Source organism: Achromobacter spanius, from assembly GCF_029637605.1.
GTDB lineage: Bacteria > Pseudomonadota > Gammaproteobacteria > Burkholderiales > Burkholderiaceae_B > Achromobacter > Achromobacter spanius_E.
On sequence record NZ_CP121261.1, the window covers coordinates 3,680,362 to 3,694,558 of the forward strand.

The window sequence follows — 14,197 nt, forward strand, 5'->3', positions numbered from 1 at the left end:
GTGGGCAAGTTGTTGTTCTGGATCGTTTTGATCATCGCGGTGCTGTTCGTAGCTCGCATCGCCGCCCGCATGGCGGCGGCGCGCCAGGAGGGCGACCCGCCCAAGGCCCGCAACCCGCCTCCCCCGGCCAAGCTGGCGCCGGAATCCATGGTGCGATGCGCGCATTGCGGCATCCACCTGCCCCGGTCCGAAGCCGTGCTGCTGAACGGTCACACCTGGTGCGGCACCGAGCACGCAAAGCTGGGCCCAGCCAGGAAGTAAGCGGCGGGCAGGCGGCAGCGTTGGCGCCATCGGCGGCGTTTTACGCGCGCGCCCTTGCAAAAACGCGGATTTTGGACGCGGCGGCGACCACGGCATAATGCCCGTTGGATTCACCACGCATGTTCTCTCTTATGGCTCTGCTTCTGGATCGACATGGCTGGCTGGCGCCGGCCCCGGGTGTAACCCTCCTGCCCTCGCCCAACCGCGACGCGCGTCCCAAAGACGCGCAGGTCTCGCTGCTGGTGCTGCACAACATCAGCCTGCCGCCGGGCAAGTTTGGCGGCCCCGAAGTCGCCGGGCTGTTCCTGAACACGCTTGACCACGCATCGCACCCCTGGCTGGAACGCCTGCGCGGCTTGCGCGTATCGGCCCACTTCTTTATTCGCCGCGATGGGCGCATCATGCAGTTCGTGTCCACCGACCAACGCGCCTGGCACGCCGGGGTGTCGCGCTTTGGCAAGCGCGAACGTTGCAACGACTTTTCCCTTGGCATCGAACTCGAAGGCACGGACACCCTGCCTTACACCGATGAACAATACCTGGCGCTACGCAAGCTGACGCGGGTGTTGCGCGTACGCTACCCCTTGGCCGCGGCCCGAGGTCACGAACACATAGCCCCGGGGCGCAAGACCGACCCCGGGCCGGCTTTCAACTGGACGCGTTTTTCGCGCGACAGCGGCTTTGCGCGGCGGCAGTTGCCGCCCGTCTGACACTACTCAAGGACTGGTTATGTTGAAGATCTGGGGACGCCTGACGTCCGTCAACGTGCAGAAAGTGATGCTGGCCGTGCGCGAACTGGCGCTGCCGCACACCTTCGTACAGGCCGGCGGACCTTTCGGCGTGAACGACACGCCGGAATTCGCCAAGCTCAACCCGAATCGCACCGTGCCGGTCATCGACGATGGCGGCTTCGTGCTGTGGGAATCGAACGCCATCGTGCGCTACCTGGCCTCGCGCTACGGCGTGGGCACGCTCTGGCCCGAAGACGCCTGCCTGCGCGCCGATGCCGACCGCTGGATGGACTGGCAGGCTACCGAATGGCAAGGCGCCATGGGCCCGGCTTTCCTGGGGCTGATCCGCACGCCCGAAGACAAGCGCGACCACGCCGCCATTGAAAACTCGGTCAAGCGTTCCAACGCACGCGCCCTGATCCTGGACCAAGCTTTGCAAGGCCGCGAATTCATCGCCGGCCGCCATCTGACCATGGGCGACATCGCGCTTGTCTGCGCGGCGCACCGCTGGCTGGCCCTGCCCATTGAACGCCCCGACACCCCGGCGCTGTCCGCCTGGTACCGCCGCGTGATGATGCGCCCCGCCCCCCAAGGCGTGCTGACGCTTCCGCTGGAATAGCGCATATTGCGTTGCGATCCCGACTTGTAGGATGGGTGTAGCGCCAGCCGTGACATGTAGGATGGGTGCAGCGCGGCCAGGTCATGCCTAGAACCCCGGGCGCCGATCGCGCGGAACCCATCTTGCAACGGTTGCTATGTGGCAAGGCTGCGGAAGAATTGGGGTGCTGCTTGATGGGTTTCGCGCGATCCGCGTTTGTTTTTTTTCGTGCGACCTCGCGCGCTACACCCATCCTACGTTCAACTGCGGTCCACCTTCCAGCCCATTTCCGCCGAAATACCTGCGGCCGCGTCCTGCACCACCGGGACCATGTCGCGCATGCGTTCCAGGGACATGTACGGCACCGTGCTGGACACGCTGATCGCCGCGACGATGCCACTTGAAGCATCGCGCACCGGCGCCGCCACGCAGCGAATCGACGGCTCGTTGTCTTCCAGGTCAAACGCATAGCCTTGCGCCGCGTACTCGCGCATGCGGTCACGGAACGCTTCCCAGGTCTGCTGGCCGCCTGGGGCGCGCGACGACACCGGCGCGCCGATGCGATGCAGCGCCTTCCATTGCGGCTCTTCGGTATCCAGCAGCAGCGCCTTGCCCACGCCCGTGGCGGCCAGCGGCATGCGATGCCCCACGCGCGACCGCATTTCCAGACCCTTCTTGCCGGAGATCTTCTCCAGGTACAGCACGTCGTCGTTGTCACGCACGGCCAGATGGATGGTGTCGCCCGTTTGTGTGGCCAGCGCATCCAGATAGGGGCGCGCCAGGGTCGCCATGGGAAACGCTTCGCGCGCCTGAAAACCCAGTTCGATCAGCTTCGGCCCCAGCACGTACCCCACACCGGGCAAGGCCCGCAGATAGCGTTCTTGCACCAGGCAACTGGCCAGCCGGTGCGTGGTGCTGCGCGCCACGCCGATGCGGGCGCAGATGTCTTTCAGGTCACGCGCACCGGCCGCCACCGCCTGCACCACGGCCAGGCCGCGCATCAGCGTCTGAGTACCGGCGGGCGCGACGGCGTCGGGGTCCAGGGTGGGGATGGGCATTGCGGGCGGGAGGGTGGTCATGAAACGTGAATACACAGCGAGAACGGGGGCAAGCATACCCGGGATGGCGCAGGGCGCGCGTGCGGTGGGATTACGGTGGGATTGCGGCGAGGCTGCGAACGGAATTGCGGCGGGGTTGCACCCCCGGCGCCTGCCCAATCTCGCCACGCCTTATTCCCTATATGCGGGATTTAATTCTACATTTTGAGATTTTTCAAGCTCTGATCTAGAATTTTTTCCCAACGCGCGCCGGGCTCGACGGCCCGGCGCGCATCAAGACAACAAGGCCGCAGCGCCCCGTATTGCACGCCTTACCCGCGCCCACCTTGGCGCCACCGGCAAGCGACTTCGGGCATGGCGGCCAACGATGAGACACATCAGATGACACCCGCAACACCCGCCCGCGCGGCGCTTATCGCGCTGGATTGGGGCACCTCTTCACTACGCGCGTACCGACTGGACGACACGGGCCGCACGCTGGACACCCGGCATCTGCCCTGGGGCATCATGCGCCTGCCGCAGCCCTTGCAGGATGGCGCGGCCAGCACCGCCCTGTCCGGCTTCGACCTGGCGTTTGAACAGGCTTGCGGCGACTGGCTGCGCGCCGAACCCACGTTGCCCGTCATCGCCTGCGGCATGGTCGGCAGCGCCCAGGGTTGGCAGGAAGCGGCTTACCTGGATGTGCCGGTTGACCTGGAACGCATCGGCACCTTGCTGACCGTGGTCGACCGCAGCAGCGCCGGCCCCAACGCCACCCCGGTACACATCGTGCCCGGCCTGATCCAGCGCCATGGCCTGCCCAACGTGATGCGCGGCGAAGAAACGCAGGTGTTCGGCGTGATGTTCGACCAGGCGGGCGGCTTGGCCGCGCAGCCGGGCGCAGCGCCAGATGCAGGGCTAGATGCAAGGCCGGATGCAAGCCCAGATGCAAAGCCAGATCCCGCATCAGGCCCAACGTCAGACTCAAATCCAATCGCGGCCCCCGCCGACACGGTGCTGATCGGCCTGCCCGGCACGCATTCCAAATGGGTCAACGCCCGCCATGGCCGCGTCACGCACTTCGACACCTTCATGACCGGCGAGGTCTACGCCGCGCTGCGCGGCCACACCATCCTGGGCCGCACGATGAGCGATGCGCCCGCCACCAACAAGCAAGCTGACGATCAAGCTGACAAGCAAGCCGAAAAGCAGGCAAACAAGCAGGCCGACATCGCCGCCGACAGCGGCGCCTTCATGCGCGGCGTGAAAGTGGCCGGTGCGCCGGCGGGACGCGCCGGCGTGTTGTCCACCATCTTCAGCACGCGCGCGCTGGGCCTGACCGGTGAACTGCCTTCAACGTCGCAAGCCGACTATCTGTCAGGCCTGCTGATCGGCCACGAAATTGCCGCGCTGGCCCAGATGCTGCGCGAGCAAGGCGAGCTGCCCCGCATCGTGCTGTGCGGCGACCCCGCGCTGTGCCAACGCTACATCCTGGCCATGCAGCACTACGGCCTGGGCACGCCCGAGCAAGCACAAAACGCCACTGAACGCGGCTTGTGGCACCTGGCCGTCTGCGCCGGGCTGGTCAAGACCGGAATGGTCAACGCCGCCCCCACCCCTTCGGCATCCGTCTAGGAACCTGCACATGAACCACACCGGACTGCAATCCGCCATGGCCCAATGCGGCCTGATCGCCATCCTGCGCGGCGTCCAGCCGCACGAAGCGGAAGACATCGGCAATGCCCTTTACACGGCAGGCTTTCGCTTGATCGAAGTACCGCTGAATTCACCGGACCCCTTGTCCAGCATCCGCGCCATGCGCGCCGCGCTGCCCACCGACTGCCTGATTGGCGCCGGCACCGTGCTCAACCCCGATGACTGCGCGCGCGTGCAGGATGCGGGCGGTGAATTGATCGTGATGCCGCACAGCGACGCCGCCGTCATCCGCGCCGCGAAAAAGCTGGGCATGGCGTCCTGCCCCGGCGTCGCCACGCCCACCGAGGCGTTTGCCGCGCTGGCGGCCGGCGCCGACGTGCTGAAGATGTTTCCCGCCGAACAGCTAGGCCCCGCCGTCCTCAAGGCCTGGCGCGCCGTGATGCGCCCGCCGATCGCGCTGGTGCCGGTGGGCGGCATCACGCCGGACAACCTTTCCGTTTTTGCTCAGGCCGGCGCCAGCGGCTTCGGCCTGGGCTCCGCCTTGTACAAACCCGGCCTGACGGCCACCGACGTCGGCCAGAACGCGCGCGCATTCGTCGCCGCCTGGCAACGCGCCTATTCCGCCCAGGAGACCCAAGCATGAAGATCACCAAGCTCACCACCTACATCGTGCCGCCCCGGTGGTGCTTCCTGAAAATCGAAACGGACGAAGGCATCGTCGGCTGGGGCGAACCCGTCGTGGAAGGCCGCGCGCATTCGGTGGCTGCCGCCGTCGAAGAACTGTCCGACTACCTGATCGGCAAAGACCCGCGCAACATCGAAGACCACTGGACGGTGCTATACCGAGGCGGCTTCTATCGCGGCGGCGCCATCCACATGAGCGCGCTGGCCGGCATCGACCAGGCGCTGTGGGACATCAAGGGCAAGCACCTGGGCGTGCCGGTGTCGCAACTGTTGGGTGGCAACGTGCGCGATCGCATCCGGGTGTATTCGTGGATAGGCGGCGACCGCCCGGCCGATACCGCCGCCGCCGCCAAGAGCGCCGTGGACCGTGGCTTTACCGCCGTGAAGATGAACGGCACGGAAGAACTGCAATACATCGATTCGTTCGACAAGGTGGACAAGTGCCTGGAGAACGTGGCCGCCGTGCGCCAGGCCGTCGGCCCCAACGTGGGCATCGGCGTGGACTTCCACGGCCGCGTGCACAAGCCCATGGCCAAGGTCCTGATGAAAGAACTGGACCCGTTCAAGCTGATGTTCATCGAAGAGCCGGTGCTTAGCGAACACTACGAAGCGCTGAAGGAACTGGCGCCGCTGACGTCCACGCCCATCGCGCTGGGCGAACGCCTGTTCTCGCGCTGGGACTTCAAGCGCGTGCTGTCCGAAGGCTATGTAGACATCATCCAGCCCGACCCGTCGCATGCGGGCGGCATCACCGAAACCCGCAAGATAGCCGCGATGGCCGAAGCGTATGACGTGGCGCTGGCGCTGCATTGCCCGCTGGGTCCCATCGCGCTGGCCACCTGCCTGCAGATCGATGCGGGTTGCTACAACGCCTTCATCCAGGAACAGAGCCTGGGCATTCACTACAACGCCGCCAACGACCTGCTGGACTACGTCAGCAACCGCGAAGTCTTCAAGTACGAAGACGGCATGGTCGCCATTCCGCAAGGCCCAGGCCTGGGCATCGAGGTCAACGAGGAATACGTGAAGGAACGCGCCGCCGTGGGCCACCGCTGGCGCAATCCGATCTGGCGCCACGCCGACGGCAGCTTCGCCGAGTGGTAAGGCCGGCCCGATCACGCTGACTGACCGCCATCCGGCGCCTCTTGCTTCTGTCACGAGCGCCGCTTTTTCTTCTTTATATCGATAACCCAAAGGCATCCAAGCCGATGCCCCCCGCCCCTTGAAGGGCGCACGAGGAGACAATCCGTGTCGACCGCCACCCACGCCGGCTTGCAACACGCCCAGCGCCCCACGCGCAGCCGGTACATCATCATGGTGATGTTGTTTATCACTGTTGTCATCAACTACCTGGACCGCAGCAACCTGTCCATCGCCGCGCCCGCGCTGAAAGACGAGTTCGGGCTGGACACCTGGCATGAAGGGCTGATCCTGTCCGCCTTCGGCTGGACCTACGCCGCCATGCAGATCCCCGGCGGCTGGCTGGTGGACCGCGTATCGCCCCGCGTGCTGTACGCCGTCGCGCTGATCCTGTGGTCGGCCGCGACCTTCTTCATGGGCTTTGCCAGCAGCTTCATCATCCTGTTCGTGTTGCGGCTGGCGGTGGGCGCATTGGAAGCGCCCGCCTACCCCATCAACAACCGCGTCGTCACGACCTGGTTTCCGGAAAAAGAACGCGCCACCGCCATCGGCTTCTACACGTCCGGCCAATTCGTGGGCCTGGCGTTCCTGACGCCCGTGCTGGCCTGGTTGCAACACCACTACGGCTGGCACATGGTGTTTGTCAGCACCGGCTTGCTGGGTATCGTCTGGGGCGTGCTGTGGTACTTGATCTATCGCGAGCCGCGCCAGTTCAAGGGCGCCAATGCCGCCGAGATCGAACTGATCCAGCAAGGCGGCGGCGTGGTCGACCTGGACCGCAACGCGCACGCCAAGAAGGCGCCGTTCAACTGGAATGACCTGGGCCTGGTGATGTCCAGGCGCAAGCTGTGGGGCGTGTACCTGGGGCAGTTCTGCCTGACGTCCACGCTGTGGTTCTTCCTGACCTGGTTCCCGACCTATCTGGTGAAGTACCGAGGCATGGACTTCATCAAGTCGGGCTTCCTGGCATCCGTGCCCTTCCTGGCCGCGTTCGTCGGCGTGCTGTGCTCGGGCGTGCTGTCCGACTTCCTGGTGCGGCGCGGCGCCAGCATGGGCCTGGCCCGCAAGCTGCCCATCATCCTGGGCCTGCTGATTTCCACATCGATGATCGGCGCCAACTTCACCGACTCCACGCCCTGGGTCATCTTCTTTTTGGCCCTGGCCTTCTTCGGCAACGGCCTGGCGTCGATCACCTGGTCGCTGGTGTCCACCTTGGCGCCGGTGCGGCTCCTGGGCCTGACGGGCGGCGTGTTCAATTTCGTGGGCAACCTGTCATCCATCTGCACGCCCATCGTGATCGGCTTCCTGGTATCGAAAGACAACTTCGCCCCCGCCATCGTGTATGTGTCGTCGCTGGCATTGCTGGGCGCACTGTCGTACATCCTGCTGGTGGGCAAGGTGGAACGGATAGAAGCGTGATTGATGTGTGTTGGTGAGACAAAAGGCGCCGGATAAGTCTGGCGCCTTTTTCGTCTATATGGTCAGCGCCCCTCAGCAGCCCTGCATCGCCAGCTTGCGGCGGCGCACATTGCCGGCCCGCTGCACCAGCACCAGCGCCAACCCGGCCACGGCGATGACGGCGCCGGCGATGGGTACCGCCGCGTAGCCCAGGCCGGCCGAGATCACCGCGCCACCAGCGGCTGCGCCGACCGCGTTGCCCAGGTTGAACGCGCCCACATTCACCGAAGACGCCAGCCCGGGGGCCGCTGTGGCGGCGCGCATCACGCCCATCTGCAAGGGCGGCACCACGGCGAAGGTGGCGACGCCGAAGATCAACAGGGAAATGGCCGCGCCGATCTGGGTAGAGGCGATCCACGGGAACGCCAGCAGGTCGATGATGACGATCACAAGGAAGGTGATCAGCGTGCCATCCAGCGAGCGGTCGGCCATGCGGCCGCCCAGGCCATTGCCCAATGTGAAGCCCAGGCCGATCAGCACCAGCATGCCGGTAATGAAGGCGGGCGATGCGCCGGTAATGTCGGCCAACGTGGGCGCAATGTAGGTGTACAGCGTGAACATCGCGCCCGCGCCCAGCACCGTGGTCAACAGCGCCAGCAGCACGACGGGGCTTTTCAGCACGGCCAGTTCATGGCGCACATCGGGGCGGCGTCCGGCTTCGCCAGCAGGCAAGGCAAACCACAGGGACAACATCGCAATCAAGCCCAGCACGGCGGTGGCGGCAAACGACATGCGCCAGCCGATCACCTGCCCCAGCCACGTGGCGGCGGGCACGCCGCCCACGTTGGCGATGGTCAGACCCATGAACATGGTCGCCACCGCGCTGGCCTGCTTGTGGCGCGGCACCACGCTGGCGGCCACCAGCGAGCCCAGGCCGAAGAACGCGCCGTGGTTCAGGCTGGTGACCAGCCGTGCCAGCAACAGCGTGGTGTAGTTGGGCGACAGCGCGGACAGCACGTTGCCGATGGTGAAGATCAACATCAACAGAATCAGCGCCTTGCGCCGCGACCAGCGCGAAAACGCCAGCGTCATCAGCGGCGCGCCCAGCATCACGCCGATGGCGTAGGCGCTGATCAGCATGCCGGCGCTGGGAATGGACACGTCCACGCCCTCGGCAATAACGGGCAACAGGCCCATGGGGGAAAACTCGGTCACGCCGATGCCGAACGCACCGACGGCGAGCGCCAGCAGCGGCAGGCCGGACTTCACCGGCGGATTATCTTGCGGGTTCATGCGGATTCCTTGAAGCGCGTCGGAAAGACAGGCGTGCAGTATGACGGCGCGATCCTTGCGGAAAAAGCCGTCTGGCATGCAAACACTTTTGACTTCAAGTCACGAATCGCCCCCAGGCACGGAGGCTAGGTCAGCCCCAGCAAGCGCTCCGTCTCGCGCGCCAGGGCGACCAATCGGGGGCCGATGTCGGCGGCGCGCTCGCGGTAGGAGCCGTCCCCGGACGGTACGCCGCAGTTAAAGACGTACAGCAGGGACTGATAAGGCCGCCACAAGGGCGCGGCAAACCCATAGGCGTCGGGACGCCATTGCACGTTGTTGCCGCAATACCCTTTTCGTTCCAGGTCGCGCGATGCCGCCGCCAGGCTGGGGAAGTGCTCGGCGTAATGGCGCGCGTCGGCCACGCGCAACTGGTTCAGCACCACCACCCGCTCGGCGTCCGGCACGCGGCACAGCCAGGCCTTGCCCGCCGCGCTGGACAGCAAGGGCAAGGCCGCGCCGATGTCGGGCCGGGTCTGCAAGGCGTCGTTTGACCTGGCGGTTTCCACGTACACCATCTGCAAGCGGTCGCGCACCACCAGCGACACCGCACCGCGCGCATGGTCGGCCAACTGCTTCATCAACGGCCGCGCCAATTGGCGGATCTGCATGCTGGCCAGCAAGGGGTAGCTCAGCGCCAGCACCGACGCGCCCAGCCGATAGCGGGCAGGCGGCCCCAGGCGTTGCAAGAAACCCAGTTCGACCAAAGTATGTGTCAGACGCGCCACCGCGCTTTTGGACAGGCCGGTCTGCTGCGCGAAGTCCTTGTTGGCCAGCTCCGGCCGGTCCGCCCGAAAGCACGCCAGGATATCGATGCCGTGCGCCAAGGTGGTGGCAAAGTCGCGGTCGGGGTTGGGCTTGGGATCTCGGGCGGGACCCTGTTCAGGTTCAAGCGGCATCCTGGCGCTCCAGCATTTTTTCCACCCGCGCCACCAAGGTCAGCAGACGCGGCGCGATACGTCGACGCAAATCTCCCGCCCGCAGCCGCCGCGCGGGTACGCCGCAATTGAAGACGAACACCTGCTCGTCAACGCGACTACGCATCGGCACCGCCACGGCATGCACATCGGCATGCCATTCGCCTTCAGCCACGCAGTAGCCGTGCGCCGCATAGTCACGGCGCGCCTGTTCCCACCCCGGCGCATGCCGTTGCCAGGCGGCGGGATCTTGCTGGCGCAGCGTCTGCAGCAGCGCTTCTGCCTCATCGTCATCCGCCTGTGCCAGCCAGGCCCGGCCCATCGCCGAGGGCAGAAGCGGCAGCATGGCGCCGATGTCGGGCCGAAACGCCACGGCGTCATGGCCCCGGCAGGTTTCCACGTACACCATGTGCGTGCCGTGATGCATGCCCAGCGACGCCGAGCCGCCCGCCGCGTTGGCCAGCCGCGTCATCAGCGGGCGCGCCAACTGCCGCAGCTTGATGCTGGCCAGCAAGGGATAGCTCAGCGACAACAGCGCCGTGCCCAGGCGGTAGCGGCGCAGGCTGGCGTCATAGCGCAACAGGCCGCGCTGAACCAATGTATAGGTCAGCCTCGAAATCGTGGCTTTGGACAGACCGGTGCGGTCGGCCAGCTCGCGGTTGCTGAGCGCGGGCTCGCCATGGCGAAAGGTTTGCAGCACCGCCAAGCCGTGGGCCAGCGTGGTCGCGAAATCAGGGTCGGGGTGGCGGCCGCCCAGGGGCGTGGTCATGGTCGCAATCCGGGTGGGAATTCCGCGCGAGAAAGTTAATGGCGAAATGCGCGGGACATTGATGCCGATCATAGAGCAAGCGCCGAACGTATCGCGTGATTTGCGTTCAAGATATCAAAACACTTGTCTCGCATTTCGCTTTGCTTTGCTAGCCTGGGTTCCATGTTGCCCCGGCGCGGATTCCTCCGCCCGCAGGCCAAACAATTAGAAAATCGGAGACAACCCATGATCAGGGACCCTGACGGCTTTCCCGCCTTCATCGAATCGCTGCGCCGCTTCGTCCGCCAGCAACTGGTTCCGCGCGAAGCCGAAGTGGCGCGCCTGGATGAAGTGCCCGACGACCTGGTGCGTGCCATGGCCGACCAGGGCATGTTCGGCTATTCCATCCCGGAAGCCTACGGCGGCGCGGGCATGAGCACCGAAGAACTGATCCGCGCGGCGATTGAGCTGTCGCAATGCTCCGTGGCGTTTCGGGCGCGGGTGGGCACCAACACCGGCATCGGCTCTGAAGGCCTGGTGGCGGACGGCACCGAACAGCAGAAAGACCACTACCTGCCCCGCCTGGCCTCGGGCGAATTGACCGGCTGCTTTGCGTTGACCGAGCCGCAAGCCGGGTCGGATGCCACCGCCTTGCGCACGACCGCCGTGCGCGACGGTGACAGCTACGTGCTGAATGGCGAAAAGTGCTTCATCACCAACGCCCCGCTTGCGGGCCTGTTCACCGTCATGGCGCGCACTGACCCCGATGCGCCTGGCGCCAAGGGCATATCCGCCTTCATCGTGGAGCGCGGCACACCGGGTTTGTCCACCGGCCAGCCCTACGACAAGATGGGCCAGGCCGGTTCGCCCGTGTCCACCGTCCACTTCGACAACTGCCGCGTGCCCGCCGCCAACCTGATCGGCGGCCAGGAAGGCATGGGCTTCAAGACCGCCATGAAAGTGCTGAACAAGCAGCGCATTCATCTGGCCGCGCTGTGCATCGGCCCCGCCATCCGTATGCTGGACGACACGCTGCGCTTTGTGGCCGAACGCCAGCAGTTCGGCAAGCCGCTGATGGACTTCCAACTGATCCAGGCGATGCTGGCCGATTGCCAGACCGACATCCAGGCCGCGCTGGCGCTGGTGCTGCAAACCGCGCGCGAACGCGACGAGGGCCGCGACGTAACCATGAACGCGTCGATCTGCAAATACTTCGCATCGGAAATGTGCGGCCGCGTGGCCGACCGCTGCGTGCAGATGCACGGCGGCTACGGCTACATCGCCGACCAGGGCATCGAACGCTTTTATCGCGACGTGCGCCTGTTCCGTTTGTACGAAGGCACCAGCCAGATTCATCAACTGACCATCGCCCGCCACACGCTGGCGCAGGCCGGTTACACGCCCGGCCGCTAGGCCAGGGCGTTATCCCGGGACCGCAGCCACCAGAAGCCCGCGGCCCATCAACCCAAGGAGACTCACATGCTGCACAAGCACCTGCCGAAATGGATCGGCGCCATCGCCGCCGCACTCACCTGCGCGGCGCTGCCGCCCCAAGCCGCCGCCGCGTATCCCGACAAGCCGATCCGGCTGATCGTGCCGTTTGCCCCCGGCGGCTCCACCGACATACTTGGCCGCCTGCTGGCCGAAGCGCTGCACCCCATCCTGGGCCAGCCGGTCATCGTGGAAAACAAGCCAGGTGCCGGCGGCAATATCGGCGGGGACTTCGTGGCGCGCGCCGCGCCGGACGGCTACACGCTGCTGCTGGCGGCGGCCGGCCCCACGGTCATCAACCCCAGCCTGTACGCCAACATGCCGTTCGATCCCGCCCGGGACCTGACCGCCATCACCTGCCTGGAACGTGAACACAACCTGATGGTGGTGACCAAGTCCATGCCCGTGAAGACACTGCAGGAATTCCTGACCTACGCGCGCGATAACCCCGGCAAGCTATCGTTCGGTTCGCCCGGCAATGGCTCGCCGGCGCAACTGGCTGGCGAACTGCTCAAGCAAAAGGCCGGCCTGCAAGCCGAGCACGTGCCCTACAAAGGCAGCGGCCCCGCCATCACCGACCTGGTCGCCGGCCATATCGACTTCATGATCGACAACATGCCCGCGCTGCTGCCGCAAGTGAAGGCGGGCACCCTGCGCGCGCTGGCCGTGCCCAGCGATGCGCGCGCCACCGCCGCGCCGGACATCCCCACTTTCAGCGAAGCCGGCCTGCCGGGCTTTGAGGTCATGGCGTGGAAAGGGCTGATGTCACCCGCCAACACGCCGCCCGCCGTGGTGGACCGCTTGCATGCCGCCGTGGCCAAGGCTTTGCAAGACCCCGAGTTGCGCGCCCGCTTCCAGGAATTGGGCGCCGAACCGCTGGTCAACACGCCCGCGGAATTCGCCAAGCAGATCGCGGACGAGACCTTGTGGTGGGGCAAGCTGGTGAAGTCCACCGGCACCCGCATCCAGTAAGCGTTTAGACGTCAGCCTCACCAGCAAGCCAATACCAGCCCGCCTTTAAGAAGGGAACGCCATGCCCGCCCAGCCCACCGGCGACGCCGCCATCGAAGACCTGTGCGAACGGGTTCGCCGCTTTGTCGATGACGTCGCCATCCCCGAGGAATCTGCCGCCATCGCCCGCAACGTAGCGGCCCTGGACGAATGTGTAGCGCGCTTGCGCGTGCAAGCCCGGGACGCCGGCCTGTACGCGCCGCAACTGCCCGTGGAACTTGGCGGGCTGGGCCTGGGCTGGCGCGCGCTGGCGCAAGTGCTGGAAGCCGCCGGACGCGGCTTTCTGGGGCCGGCCGCCTTGAACTGCGCCGCGCCCGACCAGCCCAATATGCTGACCCTGCTGCGGCTGGGCACGCCCGCCCAACGCGAACGCTATCTATTGCCCCTGGTTCGCGCCGAACAGCGTGCCTGCTTCGCCATGACCGAACCCGCACCCGGGGCGGGCTCCGACCCGTCCATGCTGCGTACTCGCGCAACAAGGCACGGCGAAGGCTGGGTGCTGCACGGACACAAGCAATTCATCAGCGGCGGCGTGGGCGCGGACTTTGCGCTGGTGCTGGCGCAGGCCGACGCCGGCGCCACGCTTTTCGTGGTGCCCGCCGACACGCCGGGCTACCGCGTGGTGCGCGACATCGGCATGGTCACCGGCTACCAGATCGGCGGCCATGCGGAAATTGAACTGGACGGCTGCGAGGTCGGCGACGACGCCGTGCTGGGCGAACCCGGCCGTGGCCTGGAATACGCGCAACTGCGGCTGGAACCCGCGCGCTTGTCGCACTGCATGCGCTACATCGGCCGCGCCCGCCGCGCCCTGGAAACCGCGCAAGCCTACGCCAACACGCGCGAGTCTTTTGGATCGCGCCTGGCCGACCTGCAACAGATCCAGGCCATGGTGGCCGATTCGCACATCGACCTGCATGCCAGCCGCTTGATGACGCTGGATTGCGCCGCCCGCATGGACGCCGGTTTATCCGTCAAACAGCACAGCGCCATGACCAAGGTCTTCGTATCCGAAGCCGTGAACCGCGTGGCCGATCGCGCGGTGCAGATGATGGGCGCATCGGGCCTGTCGGACGACACCCCCGTGGCGATGATCTGGCAGGAAATGCGCCCCTTCCGCATCTACGACGGCGCCAACGAACTGCATCGCGCCACCCTTGCGCGCCGCCTCTTGGCGCGCGGCTGACCCATTCCAG

At 66.0% G+C, this 14,197-nt stretch carries 14 protein-coding genes; 10 read left to right on the plus strand and 4 right to left on the minus strand.

Annotated elements, in window-relative coordinates:
* The 3 genes from P8T11_RS16415 (at position 1) to P8T11_RS16425 (ending at position 1,611) form a co-directional block, all read left to right on the plus strand.
* On the plus strand, positions 1–261 hold the full coding sequence (locus P8T11_RS16415; RefSeq protein WP_268080965.1) for a PP0621 family protein: 261 nt from the start codon (positions 1–3) through the stop codon (positions 259–261).
* Positions 262–392: 131 nt separating this feature from the next.
* Positions 393–971 carry a 1,6-anhydro-N-acetylmuramyl-L-alanine amidase AmpD gene (gene ampD, locus P8T11_RS16420; RefSeq protein WP_268082340.1) on the plus strand — a complete coding sequence of 193 codons (579 nt, stop codon included), beginning with the start codon at positions 393–395 and terminating at the stop codon, positions 969–971.
* A gap of 19 nt (positions 972–990) precedes the next feature.
* Positions 991–1,611, plus strand: a complete 621-nt coding sequence (locus tag P8T11_RS16425; protein WP_268080964.1) for a glutathione S-transferase family protein — start codon at positions 991–993, stop codon at positions 1,609–1,611.
* 239 nt (positions 1,612–1,850) lie between these two features.
* Here P8T11_RS16425 and P8T11_RS16430 read toward each other — a convergent pair whose 3' ends face one another.
* On the minus strand, positions 1,851–2,669 hold the full coding sequence (locus tag P8T11_RS16430; RefSeq protein WP_277550027.1) for an IclR family transcriptional regulator: 819 nt from the start codon (positions 2,667–2,669) through the stop codon (positions 1,851–1,853).
* 360 nt (positions 2,670–3,029) lie between these two features.
* On the opposite strand from P8T11_RS16430, the gene P8T11_RS16435 reads away from it, so the two are divergent.
* The 4 genes from P8T11_RS16435 to P8T11_RS16450 all read left to right on the plus strand — a co-directional run bounded on the left by P8T11_RS16435 (position 3,030) and on the right by P8T11_RS16450 (position 7,526).
* A complete protein-coding gene (locus P8T11_RS16435) occupies positions 3,030–4,262 on the plus strand; it encodes a 2-dehydro-3-deoxygalactonokinase (protein WP_268080962.1) in 1,233 nt (410 codons plus the stop codon).
* A 10-nt stretch (positions 4,263–4,272) separates the two neighbouring features.
* Complete coding sequence (locus tag P8T11_RS16440; RefSeq protein ID WP_268080961.1) at positions 4,273–4,926, plus strand: 2-dehydro-3-deoxy-6-phosphogalactonate aldolase; 654 nt, start codon at positions 4,273–4,275, stop codon at positions 4,924–4,926.
* Positions 4,923–6,071: a galactonate dehydratase gene (gene dgoD, locus P8T11_RS16445; protein ID WP_050445685.1), complete on the plus strand. Its 1,149-nt coding sequence runs from the start codon at positions 4,923–4,925 to the stop codon at positions 6,069–6,071. The genes P8T11_RS16440 and dgoD overlap by 4 nt, the downstream gene beginning before the upstream one ends.
* Positions 6,072–6,215: 144 nt before the next feature.
* Positions 6,216–7,526, plus strand: a complete 1,311-nt coding sequence (locus P8T11_RS16450) for an MFS transporter (protein ID WP_268080960.1) — start codon at positions 6,216–6,218, stop codon at positions 7,524–7,526.
* Between the two features lie 72 nt (positions 7,527–7,598).
* On the opposite strand, the gene P8T11_RS16455 is transcribed toward P8T11_RS16450, so the two are convergent.
* From P8T11_RS16455 to P8T11_RS16465, 3 genes are all read right to left on the minus strand, one after another.
* Positions 7,599–8,798, minus strand: a complete 1,200-nt coding sequence (locus P8T11_RS16455; protein WP_127185874.1) for an MFS transporter — start codon at positions 8,796–8,798, stop codon at positions 7,599–7,601.
* Positions 8,799–8,923: 125 nt separating this feature from the next.
* On the minus strand, positions 8,924–9,733 hold the full coding sequence (locus P8T11_RS16460; protein ID WP_268080959.1) for an IclR family transcriptional regulator: 810 nt from the start codon (positions 9,731–9,733) through the stop codon (positions 8,924–8,926).
* Positions 9,723–10,520 carry an IclR family transcriptional regulator gene (locus P8T11_RS16465; RefSeq protein ID WP_268080958.1) on the minus strand — a complete coding sequence of 266 codons (798 nt, stop codon included), beginning with the start codon at positions 10,518–10,520 and terminating at the stop codon, positions 9,723–9,725. The genes P8T11_RS16460 and P8T11_RS16465 overlap by 11 nt, the downstream gene beginning before the upstream one ends.
* A gap of 225 nt (positions 10,521–10,745) precedes the next feature.
* Between P8T11_RS16465 and P8T11_RS16470 the strand changes: the two genes are divergently transcribed.
* The 3 genes from P8T11_RS16470 (at position 10,746) to P8T11_RS16480 (ending at position 14,187) form a co-directional block, all read left to right on the plus strand.
* Positions 10,746–11,912, plus strand: a complete 1,167-nt coding sequence (locus P8T11_RS16470) for an acyl-CoA dehydrogenase family protein (protein ID WP_268080957.1) — start codon at positions 10,746–10,748, stop codon at positions 11,910–11,912.
* Positions 11,913–11,978: 66 nt separating this feature from the next.
* Positions 11,979–12,962, plus strand: a complete 984-nt coding sequence (locus tag P8T11_RS16475) for a Bug family tripartite tricarboxylate transporter substrate binding protein (RefSeq protein ID WP_268080956.1) — start codon at positions 11,979–11,981, stop codon at positions 12,960–12,962.
* A gap of 61 nt (positions 12,963–13,023) precedes the next feature.
* Positions 13,024–14,187, plus strand: coding sequence for an acyl-CoA dehydrogenase family protein (locus P8T11_RS16480; RefSeq protein ID WP_268080955.1), 1,164 nt, complete (start codon positions 13,024–13,026; stop codon positions 14,185–14,187).
* Positions 14,188–14,197 lie beyond the last annotated feature (10 nt).